Source organism: Algoriphagus sp. A40, from assembly GCF_002002735.1.
In the GTDB taxonomy this organism is placed as follows: domain Bacteria; phylum Bacteroidota; class Bacteroidia; order Cytophagales; family Cyclobacteriaceae; genus Algoriphagus.
Genome location: NZ_MUNY01000048.1, coordinates 179,707 through 201,498, shown reverse-complemented (window position 1 = coordinate 201,498; position 21,792 = coordinate 179,707). Strand labels below are relative to the sequence as shown.

General features: G+C 45.1%; 21 protein-coding genes. 18 read left to right on the top strand and 3 right to left on the bottom strand.

Features of this window, described 5'->3' with window-relative positions; all coding sequences use genetic code 11:
• Positions 1-481 precede the first annotated feature (481 nt).
• Entirely contained in the window at positions 482-3,496 is a 3,015-nt protein-coding gene (locus B0E43_RS30055) for a PVC-type heme-binding CxxCH protein (protein ID WP_371454682.1), read from the top strand.
• A 183-nt stretch (positions 3,497-3,679) separates the two neighbouring features.
• On the opposite strand, the gene B0E43_RS30050 is transcribed toward B0E43_RS30055, so the two are convergent.
• On the bottom strand, positions 3,680-4,723 hold the full coding sequence (locus tag B0E43_RS30050; RefSeq protein WP_217349155.1) for a DJ-1/PfpI family protein: 1,044 nt from the start codon (positions 4,721-4,723) through the stop codon (positions 3,680-3,682).
• Between the two features lie 64 nt (positions 4,724-4,787).
• Complete coding sequence (locus B0E43_RS30045; protein WP_077349284.1) at positions 4,788-5,759, bottom strand: GlxA family transcriptional regulator; 972 nt, start codon at positions 5,757-5,759, stop codon at positions 4,788-4,790.
• 342 nt (positions 5,760-6,101) lie between these two features.
• Between B0E43_RS30045 and B0E43_RS30040 the strand changes: the two genes are divergently transcribed.
• The 10 genes from B0E43_RS30040 to B0E43_RS29995 all read left to right on the top strand — a co-directional run bounded on the left by B0E43_RS30040 (position 6,102) and on the right by B0E43_RS29995 (position 15,482).
• Positions 6,102-7,214, top strand: a complete 1,113-nt coding sequence (locus B0E43_RS30040) for a VCBS repeat-containing protein (RefSeq protein ID WP_077349282.1) — start codon at positions 6,102-6,104, stop codon at positions 7,212-7,214.
• Between the two features lie 114 nt (positions 7,215-7,328).
• Positions 7,329-7,577, top strand: a complete 249-nt coding sequence (locus tag B0E43_RS30035) for a DUF6364 family protein (RefSeq protein ID WP_077349280.1) — start codon at positions 7,329-7,331, stop codon at positions 7,575-7,577.
• Positions 7,574-7,990, top strand: a complete 417-nt coding sequence (locus B0E43_RS30030) for a PIN domain-containing protein (protein ID WP_077349278.1) — start codon at positions 7,574-7,576, stop codon at positions 7,988-7,990. The genes B0E43_RS30035 and B0E43_RS30030 overlap by 4 nt, the downstream gene beginning before the upstream one ends.
• Before the next feature lie 86 nt (positions 7,991-8,076).
• A complete protein-coding gene (locus tag B0E43_RS30025) occupies positions 8,077-8,955 on the top strand; it encodes an AraC family transcriptional regulator (protein WP_077349276.1) in 879 nt (292 codons plus the stop codon).
• 84 nt (positions 8,956-9,039) lie between these two features.
• Positions 9,040-9,672: a DapH/DapD/GlmU-related protein gene (locus tag B0E43_RS30020; protein ID WP_077349274.1), complete on the top strand. Its 633-nt coding sequence runs from the start codon at positions 9,040-9,042 to the stop codon at positions 9,670-9,672.
• A 170-nt stretch (positions 9,673-9,842) separates the two neighbouring features.
• Positions 9,843-10,328: a cupin domain-containing protein gene (locus B0E43_RS30015; protein WP_077349272.1), complete on the top strand. Its 486-nt coding sequence runs from the start codon at positions 9,843-9,845 to the stop codon at positions 10,326-10,328.
• Positions 10,329-10,342: 14 nt separating this feature from the next.
• The gene (locus tag B0E43_RS30010; protein ID WP_139352727.1) at positions 10,343-10,858 is read left to right on the top strand and encodes a cyclophilin-like fold protein; all 516 of its coding nucleotides are present in this window, start codon (positions 10,343-10,345) and stop codon (positions 10,856-10,858) included.
• A gap of 193 nt (positions 10,859-11,051) precedes the next feature.
• On the top strand, positions 11,052-11,510 hold the full coding sequence (locus tag B0E43_RS30005) for a (2Fe-2S)-binding protein (RefSeq protein ID WP_077349267.1): 459 nt from the start codon (positions 11,052-11,054) through the stop codon (positions 11,508-11,510).
• 7 nt (positions 11,511-11,517) lie between these two features.
• Positions 11,518-13,617, top strand: coding sequence for a xanthine dehydrogenase family protein molybdopterin-binding subunit (locus B0E43_RS30000; protein ID WP_077349265.1), 2,100 nt, complete (start codon positions 11,518-11,520; stop codon positions 13,615-13,617).
• Between the two features lie 206 nt (positions 13,618-13,823).
• Positions 13,824-15,482 (top strand): carboxylesterase/lipase family protein, encoded by a 1,659-nt coding sequence (locus tag B0E43_RS29995; protein ID WP_077349263.1) that lies wholly within the window; start codon positions 13,824-13,826, stop codon positions 15,480-15,482.
• A 133-nt stretch (positions 15,483-15,615) separates the two neighbouring features.
• Here the strand turns inward: B0E43_RS29995 and B0E43_RS29990 are convergent, their stop codons facing one another.
• Positions 15,616-16,260, bottom strand: a complete 645-nt coding sequence (locus tag B0E43_RS29990; RefSeq protein ID WP_077349260.1) for an NAD(P)-dependent oxidoreductase — start codon at positions 16,258-16,260, stop codon at positions 15,616-15,618.
• Between the two features lie 304 nt (positions 16,261-16,564).
• Here B0E43_RS29990 and B0E43_RS29985 point away from each other — a divergent pair, with 304 nt between their 5' ends.
• The 7 genes from B0E43_RS29985 to B0E43_RS29955 all read left to right on the top strand — a co-directional run bounded on the left by B0E43_RS29985 (position 16,565) and on the right by B0E43_RS29955 (position 21,783).
• The gene (locus tag B0E43_RS29985) at positions 16,565-17,791 is read left to right on the top strand and encodes a nucleoside hydrolase-like domain-containing protein (RefSeq protein ID WP_254423403.1); all 1,227 of its coding nucleotides are present in this window, start codon (positions 16,565-16,567) and stop codon (positions 17,789-17,791) included.
• Positions 17,792-18,119: 328 nt separating this feature from the next.
• The gene (locus B0E43_RS29980) at positions 18,120-18,374 is read left to right on the top strand and encodes an FUSC family protein (protein WP_077349378.1); all 255 of its coding nucleotides are present in this window, start codon (positions 18,120-18,122) and stop codon (positions 18,372-18,374) included.
• Between the two features lie 82 nt (positions 18,375-18,456).
• The gene (locus tag B0E43_RS29975; RefSeq protein WP_077349256.1) at positions 18,457-19,326 is read left to right on the top strand and encodes a hypothetical protein; all 870 of its coding nucleotides are present in this window, start codon (positions 18,457-18,459) and stop codon (positions 19,324-19,326) included.
• A 16-nt stretch (positions 19,327-19,342) separates the two neighbouring features.
• Positions 19,343-19,519, top strand: a complete 177-nt coding sequence (locus tag B0E43_RS29970; protein WP_168171931.1) for a hypothetical protein — start codon at positions 19,343-19,345, stop codon at positions 19,517-19,519.
• A gap of 172 nt (positions 19,520-19,691) precedes the next feature.
• The gene (locus tag B0E43_RS29965; protein WP_077349254.1) at positions 19,692-20,126 is read left to right on the top strand and encodes a DoxX family membrane protein; all 435 of its coding nucleotides are present in this window, start codon (positions 19,692-19,694) and stop codon (positions 20,124-20,126) included.
• A gap of 81 nt (positions 20,127-20,207) precedes the next feature.
• Positions 20,208-20,669 carry a hypothetical protein gene (locus tag B0E43_RS29960; protein ID WP_077349252.1) on the top strand — a complete coding sequence of 154 codons (462 nt, stop codon included), beginning with the start codon at positions 20,208-20,210 and terminating at the stop codon, positions 20,667-20,669.
• Positions 20,670-20,745: 76 nt separating this feature from the next.
• Positions 20,746-21,783: a sugar phosphate isomerase/epimerase gene (locus B0E43_RS29955; protein ID WP_077349250.1), complete on the top strand. Its 1,038-nt coding sequence runs from the start codon at positions 20,746-20,748 to the stop codon at positions 21,781-21,783.
• Positions 21,784-21,792 lie beyond the last annotated feature (9 nt).

Sequence of the window (21,792 nt, the reverse complement as noted above, 5' to 3'; positions counted from 1 at the left end):
AATTAATTCTCTCCAATTACACCATATAAAAATTTGATCCTATCCTGCCCAATCCTGCAAATACTCCTAAAAACCAATCTTTTACAGCAGGACAGAGCAGGACAGATGTTATTTAAAAATCAATTTGATTCTCTAACCAAACTCTAAAAAATCCGATTATATAATTTTAAATTTTAACAGGATACTGCAGGACAGAGTTTGATATATAAACTATCTTAGGAATACAAACTTATTTTCCCAACTCCTCATTTTTTTAATTGACCTATAACACTCCTATATATTCAGGAGTTGAAAATTCCCACCTTTCTCCCTATAATTAAGCCCTAATGCAATCAACCCTATGACACATTCCAGATTATCTCCAGTTCCGCTTATTTTCTTTATTTCCATTCTAATTTTTTCAAGCTGTACCAAAGAAAAAACTCTTGAGCTCCGGAAAAATTCCCATATCACTCTAGTGGGAAACAATCTGGGTTCTCGCATGCAGGAGTACGGACTTTTCGAGACCGAAATGCACCTCCGCTTTCCTGACAGCACCTTATATATAAGGAATCTCAGCGATCCGGGTGACACCCCCGGCTTTAGACCGCGATCAGGAACCAATGATCCCTGGGCTTTTCCCGGAGCCGAAGATTTTCAAAATGAATATGCAACTCCATCCGGCAGCGAAGGGCATCTGGAAAAGCCCGATCAATGGCTGACCCGACTTCAGGCAGATATCGTGGTTGGATTTTTTGGGTTCAATGAATCCTTCCAAGGCCCTGAGGGACTGGAAAACTACAAAGCTGAACTTGAAGCCTGGATTTTGCATTCCAAAGCCCAGAAATACAATGGCAAATCCGCTCCCCAATTGGCCTTGGTTTCTCCGATCGCTTTTGAGGACATCACAGCTTTCAAAGATGTTCCAGACGGAAAAAAGGAAAACGAGAACCTCAAGCTTTACACAGATGCCATGCGCGAATTGGCGACAAAGCACGAACTGGTATTTGTGGATGCTTTTACCCCAAGCCAAGATTGGTATGAAGAATCAGCCGATCCTCTGACAATTGATGGTTCCCAGATGAATGAAAAAGGCTATGAAAAATTGGCAGTCCTCCTGGCAGATAAGCTATTTGGAAAAGAAGACCGAAAAGCTGAGGCTAACCGGGATCTAATTCATCAAGCAGTGATGGAGAAAAACTGGATGTGGACCAACGACTATAAAATCCCTAACGGAGTACATGTCTTTGGCCGCCGATACGATCCATTTGGACCGGACAACTATCCTTTCGAACTGGAAAAAATCCGGCAGATGACTGCCATTCGGGATACCGCAATCTGGGAAGCCACTTCCGGAAAAGTCAAAGACCTTGCCGCAGCCGATGCCAAAACACGCAGCCTACCGGAGGTCGAGACCAATTACAATCCTGAAGCAAACGGTAGCCTGGAGTATAAGTATGGAGAAGATGCCTTAAAAACCATCAAAGTACCCGAAGGTTACAAGATTGACCTGTTTGCTTCCGAAAGCGAATTTGCAGACCTCGCCAATCCTGTTCAGCTTTCCTTTGACAACAAAGGCCGACTTTGGGTTGCGACCATGCCAAGCTATCCACACTACAGACCTGGAGATCAAAGACCTCAGGACAAACTCATCATTTTAGAGGACACCGATGGAGATGGAAAGGCAGACAAGCAAACTACTTTTGCGGACAATCTGCACATTCCGGTGGGATTTGAGATCGCACCAGAAGGTGTCTATGTCTCTCAGGGAAACAACCTGATTCTTTTGGTGGATGAAAACGGAGATGACAAGGCAGACCGCAAAGAAGTCCTTCTGAGCGGATTTGACGATCATGATACCCACCACGCCATTTCGGCTTTCACCACGGATGAATCCGGTGCCATTTACATGGCTGAAGGGGTTTTTCTTCATACAAATGTGGAAACTTCCTATGGCCCGGTTCGCGCCACCAACGGCGGATTTTACCGGTACGAACCCAAACGGCACAAGCTGGAACGCGTCAACCAGGTCAGCATTCCCAACCCTTGGGGCATTGCTTTTGACAGCTGGGGACAAAACTTCTATGCCGAAACCTCAGGACCCAATGTCAACTGGATGCTTCCTGGATCAACTTTGCCACGCTATGGAAACGGAAATTTCAAAGGCCCTAACCTGATAGAAAAAGCCCACTTAGTCCGCCCTACATCTGGACTGGAGTTTATTCACAGCAGACACTTCCCGGATGATGTCCAAGGAGACTTGATCATCAACAATACCATCGGCTTCTTGGGAACCAAACAGCATCAGGTATTCGAGGATACTGTCGGGTTCACTACCAAATGGAGGCAGGACCTGATCGTGTCTACCGATCGTAACTTCAGACCTGTGGATATGGAAATTGCTCCCGACGGATCACTTTATGTCGTGGATTGGCACAACATCCTGATCGGCCACATGCAGCACAATGCCCGCGATCCGCTTCGGGACCACGTGCATGGAAGAATTTACCGGGTTACTTATCCATCACGACCTTTGGTAACTCCTGCAAAAATCGACGGTGCTACCATTCCTGAATTGTTGGAAAATCTGAAACTTCCTGAGTACCGAACTCGCTACCGAACCCGCCGTGAACTTCGGGGACGTGACAAAGCCGAAGTTTTTGCAGCGGTACAAAGCTGGACTCAAACCCTCGACAAAAACGATCCAACCTACGAACACAACTTGCTCGAAGGACTTTGGGTGACTTGGGGAATCAATCAAGTGGATCAAGATCTATTGAAGCAATTGCTTAATGCAAAAGACTATCGGGCAAGAGCTGCGGCAACCCGTGTCTTGCGTTACACCGGACATCAGGTAAAAGATCAGCCAGAACTTCTGATGGCATCGGCCAAAGATCCACATGGTCGGGTCAGAATGGAAGCAATCGCTGCAGCTTCCTGGCTTCCGAGAGAAACTGGCTTGCCGATTTTGGCAGAGGCAGAAAAACAGCCAAAAGACAAAACCTGGATTCCAGGCACGCTTGAAACCGCTGTTGCCCACCTGAACGGACTTTCTGTTCGGGAGAAAAAAGAAGAGGACGTGAAATCTTCTCTTACCGGTTCTGATCGGGAACTCTTCGTCTTAGGAAAGGAAATCTATGCCCGTGAAGGATTCTGCAGTACCTGCCACCAACCTGACGGCGGAGGCTTGAGCGCTTCGCAATTCCCTCCACTTCGTGGCACACCTTGGGTGACCGGAAGTCCTGAGCGATTGATCAAACTCGTCCTCAAGGGGCTTTTGGGACCGATCAATGTTGCTGGCAGAGAGTATCCTGGACAAGTACCGATGACTCCTTTCGAAGGCATGCTCAATGATTCTGAAGTGGCTGCAGTACTCACCTATGTCAGAAACTCTTTTGGCAACCAAGCTTCTCCGATTTCACCTGATCTCGTGAAGCAAATCCGGGAGGAAGTAAAAGGGAAAGAAGGTTTCTATAGTCCTGACGAACTTTTGAAAGCTCATCCGATGGAAAAATAACGATTTCGGATGTCGGATTTCGGATTTTTCGATGTTCGATGTGCTGAATTAAAAAAAGTTGAATAAGAAGCTGGAAAGGTTCAAATGACGAAAATCCCCCTAGTTAACAGCTAGAGGGATTTTTCTTTTGATAGATTACCCTGCAATGGGTTAATTTAAAAGGTTCAGAATTCAAAGGTTTGCCTAATTCAATTTCGGAAAAACCTCTCCTTCAGGTTCCACTTTATATCCGTTGATTTTTCCGTTTTCCCCTCTTTGAAAATATATCAACTCACCGCCCTCGACATCGCTGAAAACGTCCTCGTATTCATGAAAAATCGGATAATTCACCCCACGAATCTTAGCATAGAGCGTTTGGTCTTTTTGATTTAAACTCAACTCAAAATCCCCATCCTTAAAATGCGAATACATCCCCACAAAATCAGTCAATTCTGGACCGACCGTGGCAAACTGGTAGGGATTATCGCCGGAAAGGACCAGCCCATCTCCAGGCACCCAATTGTCATATTCCATGTAAAATGCCGTTCTCCTGGCAGCATTGAGACCCTGAAACTTCGCTACCAAATGCAGTGCACCGTCGATACCAGCCGAAATTCCTGCTGTAGTTACCACCTTTCCATTGTCCACAAAACGAACCTCGCGAAGCACTTCAATTTTGGGATAATTTTCCTCCAGGCTGTTCAGTGAATTGTGGAAAGTGGTCGCCTTTTTCCCATCCAAAATCCCAGCCTCCGCCAGCATAAAAGCTCCGGTACAAACTGAAAAGTGGTATTCTACCTCTGTTTGGTTTTTGATCCAGTCAATAACTGCGGAATCCTGATAAGCCCGGCCAGCATTTCCACCGAAAAATGCCAAGATGTCGGCCTTCGGTGCATCGTCGATCGAATAGTCTGGAATCACTTTCAAAATTCCCTGCGACTTGATCAGCTCTTTGGTCTTTGAAACTGTGAACACTTCATATCCTGCGTAGGAAAATACCTCCATGGGTCCCGCAAAATCTAAAACCTCTACCCCATCCTGAAGGTAAAAAGCAATTTTCTTGATCTGATTCATTTCTACTAATGTCATATTGCAATGCGGGCAGGTACCCGGCTTGGAGAAAATCTGCGCATCACACGAACTGCCACATGGAGGGCAAACATAGCTTGCAGTGGCAGAATTGCCCTGTGCCAAGAGTGATGATTGAAACATCATAAGGAGCAGTATCGCGTTGCAAAAGAGCTTCATGGATTGAAATTTCCCTAAAGCTAAAACAAGGCCTTCGCTGATAAAAGGACAAGTGTACGCAGGATCAGGACAAGTTTAGGGGAATTAGGTCCCGATATTTTCTGAGCAGCGTGCGAAGTTGATTGGAGCTCTTCAGTCCGCAATTCAGCGCGATTACTTCTACCTTTTCTCCACCTTCTAAAAGTTGCACGGCCTTCTCAAAACGGAGTTTGTCTCGGTATTCTCCCAGCGTGATTCCCACGGTTTTCTTGAAAAGCCGACTGAGATTACGCGGACTCATGTTTACTTTCTCTGCCAAATCCTCCTGAGAAAGCTGCTGATCCAGATGACTTGCCATTAAATCCTGGACATGGTGGACACGGTTTTCCAGGTGATTTCGAAATTGAAGAAAGACGCTCAGTTGTGGGTCATTTGGCATTCGGCGAAGAAAAACCACCATCTCCTTTGCCACCTTGAAGGCAAACAATGACCCAAAAACCTCCTCCAAAAGGAAGAGCGAAAGATCAATTCCAGAGGCAACTCCGGCACTGGAGTAGATGTTGCGGTCTTTGACAAAAAGTCGATCAGCCATCAATTGGGCAGCGGGATAGAGTCCTTCAAAGACTTCCCGGTATTTCCAGTGGGTCGTGCAGGATTTCCCATCAAGCACACCGGCTCTTGCCAGGAGAAATGTGCCGGTACACACCGAGCAAACCTTAGCACCTCTTTCCGCCTGGACTTTTACCCAATCCAAAAAAGGTTGGATAGTCTGGTAAAATCCCTCCCGGAAATAAATCTCAGATTCCAGCCCTGGGATAACCAACCAATCGGCAGGCCCAAGTTCAAAATCCCTAAAATCCAGCAAGTTGTTTAATCCCAAACCCGGACTAGAATTCTCCTCCGAATTCCCTTTGAGAGAAACAAAAAAGATCTCAATTGTAGGGTTTAGCACTTTAGCTTCGTAAAATGCATGCGCGGGCCCACAGAGATCCAAGAGATGCACTTTTGGCGGAACTGCGAAAAAGACTCTATATTTTTGGTCTGAAGAATCGTGCATGCCGACGGAAATTTCTTAAAGGTTAAATGGAATTTGGGGAATGTCAAAATTTCCCAAAACATACAGATCAGGATGGCCGATTTTCAAATTTTGATAACCTTGAATTTGAGATCGCGCATTTCTTTGCATTCCAAACAAATCAATCCTTAATGAATCGCTCCAAATCCTTTGTGCCATTTCATTTCAGAGTTCACCATTCAGCGTTCGATGTTCATTATTAGTGAGTTATTGATAATTGGAATGGTTTTAAGATTCAACTTTCAATAATTTCTCAAAGGATTCCGTTTGAAGGGAAGTTTGAAGACCTTTATCTCCTCGTAAATCAAAAATCGTAAATCGTAAATGAAAATCCGCCTTACTCTCCTTGCCTTAGCTCTCCCTGTTTTTTCCTTTTCTCAATCCAAAAACCTCCGCTTCGAAAAGCAGATGATCGCCTACGAAAGCTATGAGTCAGTGGGCATTATTGATGTGGACAAGGACGGAATACCGGATTTGGTATCTGGCAGCTACTGGTACAAAGGCCCAAAATTTTTGGAGCGCCAACTGATAGGTCAGGTCAAGCGATTTGGAGAATATTACGAGGACTTTTCGACCATTCCCATGGATGTCAACGGGGATGGAAAGATGGATTTTATCACCGGCGGATGGTTTGAGGGAAAACTCATCTGGAAGGAAAACCCCGGAAACACCAGTGAATGGAAAGAACATCTCATTGCTGAAACCGGAAATATAGAGACTACCCGAGGTTGGGACATTGACGGGGATGGCACACTTGAGATTGTACCCAACACTCCCCGAAAACCCTTGGCATTTTACAAGTGGGTTGCTCCAAATCAGTTTGAGAAGTACGAAGTCTTCGAAACTCAGGGCCATGGATTGGGTTATGGAGATATCAACGGAGACGGATGGGGTGATTTTGTAAGCAGTTTTGGTTGGTATGAGGCACCCGCAGATTTGAGGAGCGGAGAATGGACCTTTCATCCAACTTTTAACCTTGGCGATACCAGCGTCCCTATCATTGTCACCGATCTCAATGGGGATGAATTGAACGATTTGATCGTGGGGATGGGGCATAATTACGGGCTGTATTGGATGGAGCAAAAACGGGATACTGAAGGCACGATCTCTTTTGTGAAGCACGAGATCGATCCCTATCATGCCCAATACCATGTCCTGGAATGGATCGACCTGGACGGTGACGGCAAAAACGAACTCATCACAGGCAAACGCTATCGCGCACACAACGGCAAAGATCCAGGAGAAATGGACGAAATCGGTTTGTATTATTTCGAATGGGATGGGAAGACTTTTGTCAAAAATGTGATCAGCTATGGACCATTTGGAGAAGGCAAAGGAACGGGACTCTACTTTTCCACCGGGGATCTAAATGGAGATAAGAAAATCGATATTGCTGTGGCGGGGAAAGACGGATTGGCGGTGTTTTTTCAGAAGTGAGTAAATGAGTAATTGACCAGCTCCTTTAATACCTGATCTTCGAAAAAATATTCCCCTTTGGAACTTTTAATACGTTCAATAAATTATATTTTTGTACGTGCAAATTTTCTTCTAATGGATACTAAACTCACCTTAAAACTGGATAAAAATATTATTGAACGGGCAAAAATATATGCTTCCGATCAACAAGTGAGCTTATCCAAATTGGTTGAAAACTACCTTAATTCCTTAACATCTAATCAAACTCAAAAGGAAATTTCTATTTCCCCTTTCGTCAAAAGCATCTCCTCCAATACTGGGATGCCGGCTGACTATGATTACAAAAAGGATTATGGTGATTATTTAGAAGAGAAATACAGATGAAACGGGTTTTTTTAGACACGAATGTAATCCTAGATTTACTGGCGGAAAGAAAGCCATTCTATCAATCAATTGCTTCTGTGGCCACTTTGGCAGACCGCAAAGAACTTTTACTTTTCACTTCACCAATCTCCTTCACAACAATTGATTATGTGATGTCGAAATTTGAACCCAAAGAATCTGTATTAATCAAGCTCCAAAAATTCGCTATTCTTTGTAAGGTTGCTGATGCAAATCAAGAAACGATAGACAAAAGTTTGTTTTCACTTTTCAGCGATTTTGAAGATGCTGTCCAATACCAATGTGCATTACAGGCTGGATGTGACTTAATTTTAACCAGAAATGGAAATGACTTCAGAAAATCTACACTTCCGGTGATGACTGCGGAGGAATTTTTAAACAGCATCAGAAACTGAATGCAATTAACTCCAATCAGATATTTACCATGGCTATTGAGGTTCATTTTTACCGGAATTCTGTTTGATTTTCTTAACTTCAACCCATGACTGAAGTTAACTCTAGATCTCTGTCAGATTTCAACCAAGAACTAAAGCTGCGTGGCTTCAATGTCTTCCAAATTGAAGCAGATGGAAACGAAACCAAAACCTATAGCCGAAAGGATTTTTACAAAATTTGCCTGACCACAGGGGTAAGCAAGATTCACTATGCGGATCGAAGTTTTGAGGCAGATGGGACCGTTTTATTTTTTGGAAATCCCCATATCCCCTACTCTTGGGAAACCATTTCAAGGAATTATGTGGGATATACTTGTCTGTTTTCAGAGGACTTCCTTCAAGCTACCGACCGGACGAATGCTTTGCTGCAAAGCCCCTTTTTCAAATTAGGTGGAACTCCGATTTTGGAAATTTCAGCGAAGCAAAGGGAGTTTCTTAACAGCCTGTTTCAGAAGATGATTGAGGAACAGCAATCTGATTATTCCCATAAAGATGAACTGATCCGGAATTACATTCATCTCATTATTCATGAGGCCCTCAAGCTTCAGCCTTCAGCAAAATACGATCAGCACAAGAATGCATCTTCCCGCATTACTTCTGTATTTTTAGAATTGCTGGAAAGACAGTTCCCCATCGAAACTCCTGACCAGCCGCTTCAACTCAGGGCGGCACAGGATTACGCCAATAGCCTTTCTGTACATGTCAATCACCTCAACCGATCGCTGAAGGAAGTCACAGGAAAATCTACTTCCACCTTGATCAATGAGCGGATTTTGAGCGAAGCAAAAGCCCTGCTGCAACATACCAAATGGAATATCTCGGAGATCGCTTTCGCCCTTGGCTTTGAATACCCTACCTATTTCAATAACTTTTTTAAGAAATTAACTGGTACCAATCCAAAAGCCTACCGTGAAGTCGAAGTTTGATTTTCATAAGTTTTGATTTGATAATCATTAACTCTGAGGCCTTTTGCATGGGTACCTTTGTGTTGAAGATTGAAATCAATAACTATGAACAATCCAGATTCTTCCAACTATACTCACACAGGTTCTAAAGATATTTTTGAGCGATTAAAAACCGGTGAAGCAATCCGTCTGAGTGACCCCGAATATTTCAAAATCAATGAGGTGGTCATTAAGACTCTTTCATTGGTCAATCAGCTAAATCAAACCGGAGATATCACCAAAGTCCGTGACCTCCTAAGCGAGATCACAGGTCGGCAGGTGGAGGAATCGACCACTATTTTCCCTCCCTTCTATACCAACTTTGGACGGTTTACCACTTTAGGCAAAAACGTGTTCATCAACCATGCCTGCTCATTTTTGGATCTTGGGGGGATCACGCTGGAAGACAATGTACTAATTGGTCCGCAGGTAAAGTTGGTAACCGAAAACCATCCTCTCGATCCTGAAGACCGCAAAGCGCTGATTTGCAAACCCATTCACATCAAGAAAAACGCCTGGATTGGTGCGGGTGCCACAATTCTACCGGGAGTAACTATCGGTGAAAATGCAGTCGTCGCAGCCGGGGCGGTAGTATCCAAGGACGTGGCAGCCAATACGGTGGTGGGTGGTATCCCTGCTAAGTTCATTAAGAATATAGAATTAGCCCCACCTCGACTTCGCTCGGTGCCCGTTGGCTAATGTTTAGGTGGGTGTGTGGGAGAAAATGCGGCTTCGCCGCATTTTTCTCCCACACACCCTAAAATCAAATCACGGTGGCCGAGCGAAGTCGAGGCCATTTTATTAAAATAATTTACAGTATAAAAACAGATATACAGAAAAATCCAAAACACTAAACCGAAAAGGAGATTATGAAAAATCAAATTGAAAAAATCATCATCGCAGCTACAATATGCCTTGCTATTGTAAGTTGTTCACAACCAAAGACTATGGAAACCAAGAAAAATGAAACTTCCGCAATTTTTCCAATGGAAGAACCTGTAAACGGAGAAACTTTCACAGGAAAAGTATGGCATACCGAACTCGTACCCAGTGACAGCACCCTGACCACAGTTGTAGGAAACGTCTATTTCGAGCCGGGAGCACGAAGCCACTGGCATTCCCACCCCGCTGGACAGATCTTGATTATCACAGATGGAGCTGGGTTTCACCAAATCGAGGGTCAACCCAAACAAAATCTGAAAAAAGGAGACGTGGTGACTTGTCCTCCTAATGTGCTCCATTGGCATGGCGCTAGTCCCGAAATCGGAATGCAGCAACTGTTCGTCGTACCAAACACCGAAAAAGGTATTGTCGAATGGAAACATGCTGTAACCGATGCGGAATACTCAAATTAAAACTCAACCAACTCATGACAGAATTTGATCCGTTTGGAACCCAGATGAACTCTTCCTGCAAAATCAGCACTTTAGTGATCATCCTTCTTTTTGGATTGACTTCCCATGCAGGCATGTCTTGCCAAGGTGCAGAAAACCCTTCGCTAACCCCGGATTCAGACGAAATGGTACAATCAGGATCAGAAATCATCATTCAGGTGGGTAGCCAAAACTTCACGGCTACTTTAACTGAAAATGCAGCCGTAACCACCTTTATTTCAATGCTGCCTCTGACTCTGGAAATGAGTGATCTCAATCGCAATGAGAAGTTGGCCCGACTTTCTCAAAACCTGCCGACCCAAACTTTCAACCCAGGAACGATACAGAATGGTGACTTGATGCTTTGGGGTGCCAATACCTTCGTGATATTTTATGAGACTTTCCCCACCTCCTATCCCTATACCCGATTGGGAAAGATTGATGATCCGGCCGGTCTTAAGGAAGCCTTGGGAACTGGTTATGTCATGGTCAAAATAGAAATCATCACATAGGTCAGAGACAAGTCTATCCTTTCACAAAAATCTCCTCCGAGAAAACTTACCTTAATCGATTAGTAGAAAGCAAATATTTGATTTTCATAGCCAATTGCTTGAATCCCTTAACTAAAAAGGAATTTTTAAAATCTATCTTGCAAAATTCCCACTTCCTGCCTGAAGGCATCTTATTCACAAAAAATAAATCCTTATGCCAAGCTACACCCTCTCCGTCAATGGCGAACAAATGTCAGCAGATGCAGACGCAGACACTCCTTTATTGTGGGTTCTCCGCGATCATTTGAATCTGGTCGGAACCAAATTTGGATGTGGCGTCGCGCAATGCGGAGCCTGTACAGTTCACATGAACGGGATGGCCATGCGCTCCTGCGTCTTGCCAATTTCTGCAGTTGGAGACAACAAGATTGTAACTATAGAAGGACTGAGTGCCGCAGGCGATCATCCGATCCAGCAAGCTTGGGAGGAACTCGACGTCTCCCAATGTGGGTATTGCCAGGCCGGCCAGCTGATGGCTGCGGCTGCTTTGTTGAAAAACTCTCCCAATCCATCCGATGAGGAAATCGATGGAGCAATGACAAATATCTGCCGTTGCGGAACACACGTACGAATCCGCAAAGCCATCCACCTAGCCGCTGAAAAGCTTAAATAGAATTTTCATGGAATCAACCTTTTCAAGAAGACAATTTCTCAAAGTTTCCGCTCTTTCTGGAGGCGGACTTTTGCTGAGTTTTTCACTTTTGGGAAATACAGAATCGAAAGCAATGGCAGATGCGGTCTTTTCACCCAATGCATACATCAAAATAAGTTCAGATGGCACCATCGTCCTGATGTCGCCAAATCCCGAAATCGGCCAGGGTGTAAAAACTTCTCTTCCCGTCATCATTGCAGAAGAACTGGAAGTGGACTGGAAAAAAATCCAGGTAGAATTGGCTCCGCTCAACCCTGTATTTGGCAGGCAGATGGCAGGAGGCAGCGGTTCCATCCGGGGGAGATATCCCGAATTGCGAAAAATCGGTGCCACAGCGCGGGAAATGCTGATCGCGGCCGCAGCTCAGACTTGGAATGTTTCTCCGGAAGATTGTATCGCAAAGGATGGAAAAGTGATTCACAGCTCAAGCGGGAAATCGCTCAGCTATGGGGAATTGGCTGCAAAAGCGGCTACCCTACCTGTGCCGACTGAACCTAAATTGAAAGAAATCAAAGATTTCAAATTTATCGGAACACGGGTAAATGATGTAGACGCCCACAAAATCACGACCGGCCGGCCCCTTTATGGAATTGACACCCGGAGAGAAGGAATGCTGTTTGCGATGGTGGCAAGATCTCCTGCCTACGGAAAAACCCTTGGCTCAGTGGATGATTCAGAAGCGCTAAAAGTTAATGGCGTCAAAAAAGTAGTCCAACTCAAAAATTCCGTGGCTGTACTTGCGACCTCCACCTGGGCAGCAAAGAAAGGAAGAGATGCCTTGAAGATCCAGTGGGAAGCCACCGGTAAGTTGGAAAACTCCGCCGAGCATTTTGCGGCTTTCAAAGAAATGCTGGAAAAAGGCGCTCCTTCTCCCTCCCGAAACGATGGGAATTTGGAGGAGTCCTTTGAAAAGGCCTCCAAAATTTTGGACGTAACCTTCGAACTTCCGACGCTTTCTCACGGACAGATGGAACCGCTGAATTTCTACGCCGATGTCCGGGATGGCAAGGTTGAACTTTTCGGCCCAACTCAGGTGCCGGATCAGGTACGTGGAGAAGTGTCCAAGCAATTAGGCATCGCTCCTGAAAACATTTCGGTCAGCATGCCACGACAAGGCGGTGGATTTGGGAGAAAACTCATGACTGACAATGGAGCAGAGGCAGCTTTGATTTCTGCTGCTGCCCAAGTACCTGTCCAGGTGCAGTGGACAAGGGAGGACGACATGCAAAATGATTTTTACCGACCTGCAGAAATGTACCGGTATCGGGCCGCGCTTTCCCCCGACAGTTTGCTGGCTTGGCATCAATCAGGCGTCGGCTTGGTGGCAGGGATACGTGGGGACAGCTATGTTGCCGGAGCTTTACCCAATTACAGATCCGAAGGTCAGGCTTTGCCAAGCAATACTCCAACTGGCTGGTGGCGGGCACCCGGAGCTTGCACGATGGCCTATGTGGCTGAGGCTTTTATGGATGAAGTGTGCACTGAATTGAAAAAGGACCCAGTCGCATTCCGTCTGGAAATGTTTGAAAAAGCTAAAAAGGAGCCCGTAGGACGAGTTTCTTATGATCCTGACAAATACAGAAGTGTCGTGGAGTTGGTTGCCCAGATGTGCGATTGGGGAAATACACCAGCAGGGGTGTATCGTGGTTTTTCAACCTGGTTTTCCTTTGGTTCCTATGCTGCTGAGGTGGTGGATTTGAAATTGGAAAACGGAAAACCCCGAGTAGTGAAGGTATATTGTGCGGTGCACTGTGGACGGGTGATCAATCTCAGCGGAGCTGAAAACCAAGTTCAGGGAGCCATTATTGATGGAATTTCGCACGCCATGTTTCCAAAAGTCACTTTTGTGGAGGGTGCGGTGGCAGAGACCAACTTTCATGCGTATCCCTTCCTCAAGATGAAAGATGCGCCCTTGGATATCGAGGTGAAATTTGTTGAGTCGGAAGATGCGCCCACCGGATTGGGCGAGCCTGCCCTTCCACCTGTGGCCGCAGCCTTGGCCAATGCGCTCTTTGCAGCAACTGGAAAGCGAATCCGCAAAATGCCTTTTGCTGAGCAATTGGGTTAAAGAATAAATTTCGTGAGGGTTTTCCAATTGAATTTGGAAAACCCTTTTTGCTTTTTACAGTACCCGAAATTAATTCCCTGTTCCAGAAAAAAATCCCTACAAGGCAGGACAGGTTTCATCGGATAAAAGTCCTTATTCCTAAAGATTTGAAGCGACACTAGCCACTTGAGCCACTTTTCAATCCTAAACCCAAAAAACACAAACCTATGCCACACCACTCCCAAAGCCGAAGAGACTTTATCGCCAAAATCTCAGCCGCCACGGCCCTTAGCACCCTGCCTTTTTCAGGGTATTCCTTCTCAGGAAAAGCGGAAGAGTTCATCACCACAGAAACCCAGTTTGGAAAAATCAAAGGTCAGCGGATAGATGGAGTCAATATCTTCAAAGGCGTACCCTACGGAGGAAAATTATCCGGGGAAAGAAGATTTCGGAGACCAGCCCCATTGGAGAATTGGATTGGGGTGAAAGACACCTTGACTTTGGGTCCTCCTGCCATCCAAAATCCCAGAAGAGGGGAGCCGGACCCATCGGAAGATTGTCTTTTCCTGAATGTTTGGACACCGGCTAACGACGGCAAGAAGCGTGCGGTGATGTTTTACAGCCATGGCGGAGGATATGTGGGAGGTTCCGGTGGTGCAGGAGGTCAGGACGGAGCCAATCTTGCGAGAAACTTTGATGTGGTAGTCGTCCAAACCAATCACCGCTTGGGCTTGATGGGTTTCCTTTACCTAGATGAATTAGGCGGAGCGGACTATGCAGGTTCGGGGAATATGGGCGTGGCTGACATCGCGCTTGGACTGAAATGGGTAAATGAAAACATCTCCAATTTCAGCGGCGACCCTAATAATGTCATGATCTTCGGAGAATCAGGCGGAGGAGGAAAAACCTCCTGCCTCTACGCCATGCCGGAAGCAGCTCCGTATTTCAACAAATGCTCCATCGAAAGCGGACCGGGCGTGAGGATGCTTTCCACGGACCGCGCCGCAAGAACCACTGCTCATGTGTTGAAGGAGCTTGGTCTTTCAGAAAGCAATTGGAGGAAAATCCTGGAAGTACCAGCCCCCACTCTTTTGGAAATCCAATCCAAAATCCCCACTGTTCCCCCATTCCAACCCAATGATGGGTTAAAAGACCAAGAACCGATATGGGGATTTGGGCCGGTCGTGGACGGGAAAGTTTTGCCTCATCATCCATTTGATCCAAAAGCAACTGAAACTTCCCGAAACAAACCACTGCTTGTGGGTTGGAATGAAGATGAACATACCTTCTTTGCCTGGCAGCAAAAAGATATTGAACCATTCAGTATGGACTTTGAAGGAATCAAGGGGCGGCTTTCCACTGAATTTGGTGAAAATAGTGACCGACTAATCACCACCTACCGAAAAGCTCGACCCAATGCTTCCGCTCCGGATATCTATGTGGCGATCAAGTCCATCAACATGATGGGCTTGGGATCAATCGAGATCGCCGAAAAGAAAGCCCAACAGCAAGCCGCACCGGTTTACCTGTACAATTTTGGCTACAAGTCCAACATGAAAATCCCAGGAACTGAATACGAGATGGGCACTCCCCACGCTATGGATATTTCCTTCAAATTTAACAACGAAGTGCCGCCAAAAGAAGGCGAAGCGCCAAGAATGGGCTTCGGAGGGAGTAAACCTGACCGATTCCAAGCTTCCCATAATTTCGCTGAACTCTGGACAAATTTTGCCAAAACCGGAAAACCCTCAGCCGAAAACGCACCCGAATGGCCGGCTTACAATTTAAGTGAAAGAGCAACTATGCGGATCGACGCAAAGTGTGAGGTGATTGAAGATCGGTTTTCAGCAGAATTGGCCACTTGGAGGGAAATCGGGAAGTTGTAGAAAAGCGCTTAAGCCGGACAGCAATGCTCATGACAAATCTCCAATGCGGGATTAATTCAATCCGATTGGCTTAATAATAGAAATTGAATTTTATAAAAAGGAAAAAATGGCGGAATTCCTTCCGCCATTTCTATTATAGGTCATAAATGAATGGAGCCAAGCGATGGAATTTATCGCTATGCAATTGCTCAATCAGAAAGGCCGCCAAAGAAGAAGCACTTATTTTATCCCCTTTGCAGTCTGACAAATCCACCTGGTAGGTTCTGATTTCATCGGTTTGCTCGATCATCGGAAGCCGAACCAAGGTCCAATCTATCGAACTATTGACTAGCATTTTATACTCTTCTTGCTTGCTTGTCGTGGAAACCGGGAAATTAGTCTTCATCCATTCTGTGGACATACGCGTCTTTTCACTTTTTGAATCTCCAACTGCGTCTACATTCAAGCCGGTCACCACCACATATCTTCTGATTTGATACTCGCTCATGGTTTGGAGGATCAGCTCAGTCGCTTTGGCAAAAAGGTCCGGAGAGCTTGCTGGTATTCCCATTCCGAGCGTGCTGATTACTGCAGACGTGCCCTCCAGTAATTGAGCAACGGCTTTTTGGTCAGTGACATCTCCCGTTATTACTTCCATTCCTGAATACTCAAAGGAAATATTTTCCGGGTTTCTGATCAGCAGTTTGAACTGCATCCCCTTGTTGATCAAACTCTTGACAAGGTATTTTCCGGATTTACCGGTTCCGCCGATTATGGCAATTTTATCTGTTGATTTCATAAAGCATCTCTAGTTTGGTTTTGAAAGAATTAAAACCTTGGCAAAGGACTGCCGAGGTCAATTGAAGGAATTCCATTCCTTGCAATAAAAAATATGTCAGAGAGAGCGCTTAATAGGTTAAATATAGGACAAATTGAGTTGTCGCAAGCAAACTGGAAATTTTTAAAAGGCCATAAACCACAGGATACAAACCCGAACTGAAGCTTCTATTTTTAAAGTTCCAACAAAGTCCAAATCCATGTTTCGAGCCTTGATTTGCATTTGCTTTTTCCCTTTATCATTCTCCCTTTTTGCCCAGAAACCCGTGCCGGAAAAACCCCGCGTCCTTATCAGCACGGACATCGGCGGCACCGATCCGGACGATAACCAAAGCTTGGCCCATCTGCTGATGTATAGCGACCTTTTTGACATTGAAGGGCTGGTATCCTCTCCCTCCTATGGTACCGGAAGCACATCGGAAATATTTCGGATGATCGATTTGTATGAAAAAGACCTTCCCAAACTTCAAAAACACAGTTCCGAATTTCCAAAGCCTGATGATCTTCGAAAAGTAACCAAGCAAGGCAGAAAAGGAAATGCGCCTTTTGCAGGAGTCACTTCCTCCACGGAAGGCTCCGACTGGATCATTCATACTGCTAAAAAAGAAGACGAAAGAGCACTTTGGGTACTGGTCTGGGGAGGACTCGAAGACGTCTCTCAGGCGCTTCATGACGCCCCGGAGATTCAGAAAAATATCCGCGTCTACTGGATCGGTGGTCCCAACAAAAAGTGGAGTGCAAACAGCTACGCCTACATCGCCGCCAACTTCCCAAAGCTCTGGATGATCGAGGTCAACTCCTCGTATTATGGCTTTTTCTCAGACAATCAAGCGCCCGACGTGATCCAAACCACCAATTACTTTGAAAAGCACATTCAGGGTGCTGGCCATCTGGGGGCGGATTTCAAGAAATATTACGACGGGGAAATCAAGATGGGCGACACCCCTTCCCTGCTCTACCTGATGGATGGTGATCCTACCAATCCTCTTCGAGAAAGTTGGGGCGGAAGTTTTGAGAAAATCTCCAGAAGTGCCAGGTTGGTATTTGATCGGACCTCAACTTTATCGGATACAGTGGCTTTTTGCGCAATAATTGAATTTCGGCTGAAAGGCCCGGAAATCAATGCCAAGCCAGATTCAGCCGTCTTTTGGATGGAAGTTCCCTACGGAAATTCAAAGCAAATCTGGCCGGGTTACTATTTAGGCGACGGGAAATATTCTATCAAGTATTCTCCCAAGCAAGCTGAAACGCTCACTTTCCACTTTACTTCACCTGTTCCCGGATTTCCGGAGTCAGACGGACAGCTGGTGGTATCCAATCTTTGGCCGGGGAAAGCCAACCCGACTGACTACCTGCTTGGTGAAAATTGGTACAGTGACCGCAGCAATCCGGCGCTGTTTGACGGCAAACTGCAAGGCGGAAAAACCGTCCAAAGATGGAGAAATGAAGTGCTCCTGGATTGGGCAAAACGCTGGCATTGGCTGAGGGAATGAGGATTGCAATGTTGCATTTCCATTCCCTAAAAATCTGATAAATCATTTCAGAACTTAAGCATGCAGAAGAAATCGAAACGGCAAGACAACACTGCAACAAATGAACTGAAGTGCAAATACGGACAAGCAAAATTCCAACGATTCAGCCCACTAACAGCCCAACCCAAAAGTGGCGGTTCAGTGGTGAAATCAAGCTTTGTGCTTCTATCAAAATTCCTGCTTGGTTGACAGTGAATTGCTCCGAAATCGCCACTTTCGAGTAACCGCAAAACGTTGGCTGCTATTTTCGTCACAACGGTTCATTACATTATCTCAAACAAAATCACCAATGGCAATTAAAGACCTTTCAGAATTCACAGACCGGGAATTACTTGCCGAATCAAAAAAATTGAAATCATTTTCCTTTGTCAATGCTTTGCTCATTGGATTTTTAGCGGGGATTATCTTTTACAGTATTGCAAAGAACAGTTGGGGAATGGTCACTATAATTCCCTTGTACTTTATTTACAAACTGGTTAATGACCCGAAAAACAAAAGAAGTAAAGACTTGGAAGAACTTATAAAAGAACGAAACTTGAAATAATCAAGAATCGAAAGTTAAACTTAGACCTTTTGAAATTCCATTTCACAGTTCCTACATTACTCCTGCTTGAAACCATTATGATATGACTATTACCATTGTGGATGAGATGAAAATGGAGAAGATTCCAAGTGGTTCAGGAATTATAAAATCCGGTAATATCTACTACGTGGTTGGGGATGACTCTCCCTTCTTATATTCCCTTAATAGCGAATTCAAAACCATTTCCAAAACACCCCTTCTGGAACCTGTTGATTTTTCAGAGAGAATACTTAAATCTGAAAAACCGGACTTTGAAGCGCTGGAATTGATTGACAAGAATGAGATTGTTGTCTTTGGATCGGGTTCTAAGTCACCTCAACGGAATATTTTTTTGCGCATTCTACTGGAAGACTCTTTGAAAATCGAGAAGTACGATATCTCAGATTTTTACAATAAGCTAATCCAATTTCCCCTATTCAAGGATTCTGAATTAAATATTGAAGCAACCGCCTTTCGTGACAACCAATTATTCCTCTTTAATCGTAAGCCAAATCTGATTATACGATTTGAATACAAAGATTTTTTAGCATACCTGAACGATGGGATTGATTTTCCCAAACCGGAAATCAGGCAATTTTCTCTGCCAAACATCAACGGGATTGAAGCGGGTTTTTCGGGTGCCACGGCTTTAACAGACGAGCCAAAAATCATTTTCACCGCTTCTGTGGAAGATACTGATAACGCCTATGATGATGGTGAAATCTTAGGAAGTCTAATTGGCATCATAGACATCTCAAATAATACCATCAGTGAATCTTTTGAGTACTGTCTCATTCCAAATGCAGAAGCAAATTTGAAAGTAGAATCCGTAACCGTTGAAAAAGAAATTTCATCTGGAAAAACAAAAGTCGTTCTTATAACAGATGATGATAGAGGTAACTCAAGACTTTTAACCGGTTTACTTCTATGGTAAAAATTAAATATAAATCTTGAATGAAGCCATCCATAGCGATCCGGCGCTGTTTGACGGCAAACTGCAAGGCGGTAAGACTATCCAAAAATGGCGAAATGAGATTCTGATGGATTGGGCAGAAAGATGGAATTGGCTCAAAGAACAGTCTAATTGCCTCGCTTGCGCTATCGGACAGGTGCTTGTCTTATGTTGACAATTTCGGAATTAATCCCTGGACTCGCTTATCTGTAAGCACTCTAAAACCGATCACTGCATAGGCTTATTTGAAATAACTTGGCCGAGGCTGGATTTCCGATTGGGGAACCCGGCCTTTTTCTATTTTTAGAAGCGCTTTTCTTTATTTTCAATCTTTCAATCGACTGATCATGAATCAAAATCTCGTTAAACTTTTTCTCAGACTGGCTTTATCTCTCGGTTTTCTATCTGCAGTCGCCGACCGGTTTGGATTGTATCCTGCTGAAATCTCAGTTTGGGGAACTTGGCAAAGTTTTGTAGACTACACCGGCCTGATCAATCCTTGGCTGCCCATATCCATGGTCTCGCCAGCCGCAATCGTGGCAACAGTTGTCGAGGTGGTTTTTGGATTTGCTTTGCTGATTGGCTTCAAAACCGAGCTTTTCGCCAGGTTGAGCGGGGTTTTACTGTTGGTGTTTGCCTTAGCGATGACTTTTTCCCTTAGTGCCAAAGCTCCCTTGGACTATTCGGTGTATGCCGCAGCTGCAGCTTCATTTGCCTTGGCTACCATGAATAAAAAATACCTGGAGGTGGACAGCCTCTTGGGTAAAAAATGGATCGGTTGATGGATTTTCTTTTGGGTTGAATTACAAATTGAAAGAGGATTTGCCCGGCCATTACCCCACACATAAACTCTCAATTCACCAATGAAAACACCTCTTTACTTCCTTTTGCTTGCTACAGTTCTTATTGCATGCACCGCTTCGCACAAAGAAGTTAGTCCCAAAAACGAACTGACCCTCACCGGCACTTGGAAACTGATCTCGGGAGCCACCATCCGTGGAGCTGACACGACCCTAGTAGACTACACCCAAGGCCAGAGTTTTATCAAAATTATCAACAAAAGCCACTTCAGCTTCTTCCGGCATGATCTGAACAAAGGGCAGGATTCCACAGCGGTTTTTTCGGCAGGCGCCGGCACATACACTTTGGTGGGAAACACCTACAAAGAGCATCTGGAGTATTTCAACCTACGGGAATGGGAGGGGCATGATTTTGAATTCACCGTCTCGATCGAGCAGGATACGCTGATCCAGACCGGAATTGAAAAGATTGTAGAACTTGGCGTTGATCAGATTATCATTGAAAAGTATGTGAAGCAGAGATAGACCGGTTTTCTTACTGCATCAGCCCATCAGTTGATTATCTTTTGAAAACAAAACTACCTGTAAACCCAAAATCCCCATGAATCTGTCAAGACGCAACTTCATCGACAAACTCAGCCTTGCTTCCGCAGGCATTGGCATTTCTACCCTTTTTCCGACCGAGCTTATAGCCGCCATTGGACCTGACAAAAAGAAATTTACTGCCAAGCTCTCCCTGGGGCAATTTTCCTTTGCCTCTGAATTGTACGCCGGAAAGATGACCATGTTTGACTTTCCCAAGCGGGCGACGGAAGAATTGGGGATCGACGCGTTGGAATTTGTTTCGGGCTTTTTCAACAACAAGCACACGGATAGCGCTTACCTGAAGGAACTTAAGAATATATGTGACGGCACGGGAGCGACCAGCAATCTCATCATGGTGGATGGAGAAAACATCGCCGCTTTGGATCCAGCCGTCCGTAAAAAAGCTGTCGAAAGCCATTTTCCTTGGGTTGATGCTGCGAAATACTTGGGCTGCACTTCGATCCGGGTCAATTTGGGCGATACTGCGACTGCCCTCCGCGGAGATGCCGAGGAAGGAAGTCCTGAAGAAGCTGCTGAAGCTGCTTTGGAGGGATACTCGTCTCTGTTGGAATATGGAGAAAAGGCCGGATTGAACATCATCGTGGAAAACCACTTCGGGTACTCAACCAATCCGGATTGGCTGGTAGGCATTCTAAGCCAAGTCAAATCAAGTAAAAAAGGGCTCTTACCGGACTTTGGCAACTTCTGCGCCCAACGCAGTAAACCGGTAGGCAGTGACCTAAAAAGTCTCATCGCCACCACCTGTCTTAAAGAGTATGACAAATATGATGGAGTGAGCAAGATGATGCCGTATGCAAAAGGGATCAGTGCCAAATCCCACAAGTTTGACGCAAATGGCAATGACCTCGAAACAGACTACCGCAGGATGTTTGAGATCATCAAATCCTCAGGCTGGACGGGAGGATACATCGGGATCGAGTATGAAGGGGGAATTATGCGGGATATGGGTGGCGACACCAGCTACCTTTCCAATTCGGAAGGAATCCTGGCGATGAAAAAACTGATCCTAAAGACACTTGAGGACTTGGCTTGAACCTGAGGA

Coding starts and splice junctions, on each gene's coding strand:
- B0E43_RS29965 (WP_077349254.1), top strand. CDS start 19,692: ATGAATCAAAATCTCGTTAAACTTTTTCTCAGACTGGCTTTATCTCTC.
- B0E43_RS30010 (WP_139352727.1), top strand. CDS start 10,343: ATGACAGAATTTGATCCGTTTGGAACCCAGATGAACTCTTCCTGCAAA.
- B0E43_RS29990 (WP_077349260.1), bottom strand. CDS start 16,260: ATGAAATCAACAGATAAAATTGCCATAATCGGCGGAACCGGTAAATCC.
- B0E43_RS30045 (WP_077349284.1), bottom strand. CDS start 5,759: ATGCACGATTCTTCAGACCAAAAATATAGAGTCTTTTTCGCAGTTCCG.
- B0E43_RS30015 (WP_077349272.1), top strand. CDS start 9,843: ATGAAAAATCAAATTGAAAAAATCATCATCGCAGCTACAATATGCCTT.
- B0E43_RS30055 (WP_371454682.1), top strand. CDS start 482: ATGCAGGAGTACGGACTTTTCGAGACCGAAATGCACCTCCGCTTTCCT.
- B0E43_RS30020 (WP_077349274.1), top strand. CDS start 9,040: ATGAACAATCCAGATTCTTCCAACTATACTCACACAGGTTCTAAAGAT.
- B0E43_RS29975 (WP_077349256.1), top strand. CDS start 18,457: ATGACTATTACCATTGTGGATGAGATGAAAATGGAGAAGATTCCAAGT.
- B0E43_RS30025 (WP_077349276.1), top strand. CDS start 8,077: ATGACTGAAGTTAACTCTAGATCTCTGTCAGATTTCAACCAAGAACTA.
- B0E43_RS29995 (WP_077349263.1), top strand. CDS start 13,824: ATGCCACACCACTCCCAAAGCCGAAGAGACTTTATCGCCAAAATCTCA.
- B0E43_RS29980 (WP_077349378.1), top strand. CDS start 18,120: ATGGCAATTAAAGACCTTTCAGAATTCACAGACCGGGAATTACTTGCC.
- B0E43_RS30040 (WP_077349282.1), top strand. CDS start 6,102: ATGAAAATCCGCCTTACTCTCCTTGCCTTAGCTCTCCCTGTTTTTTCC.
- B0E43_RS30000 (WP_077349265.1), top strand. CDS start 11,518: ATGGAATCAACCTTTTCAAGAAGACAATTTCTCAAAGTTTCCGCTCTT.
- B0E43_RS29960 (WP_077349252.1), top strand. CDS start 20,208: ATGAAAACACCTCTTTACTTCCTTTTGCTTGCTACAGTTCTTATTGCA.
- B0E43_RS30035 (WP_077349280.1), top strand. CDS start 7,329: ATGGATACTAAACTCACCTTAAAACTGGATAAAAATATTATTGAACGG.
- B0E43_RS29955 (WP_077349250.1), top strand. CDS start 20,746: ATGAATCTGTCAAGACGCAACTTCATCGACAAACTCAGCCTTGCTTCC.
- B0E43_RS30050 (WP_217349155.1), bottom strand. CDS start 4,723: ATGAAGCTCTTTTGCAACGCGATACTGCTCCTTATGATGTTTCAATCA.
- B0E43_RS30005 (WP_077349267.1), top strand. CDS start 11,052: ATGCCAAGCTACACCCTCTCCGTCAATGGCGAACAAATGTCAGCAGAT.
- B0E43_RS30030 (WP_077349278.1), top strand. CDS start 7,574: ATGAAACGGGTTTTTTTAGACACGAATGTAATCCTAGATTTACTGGCG.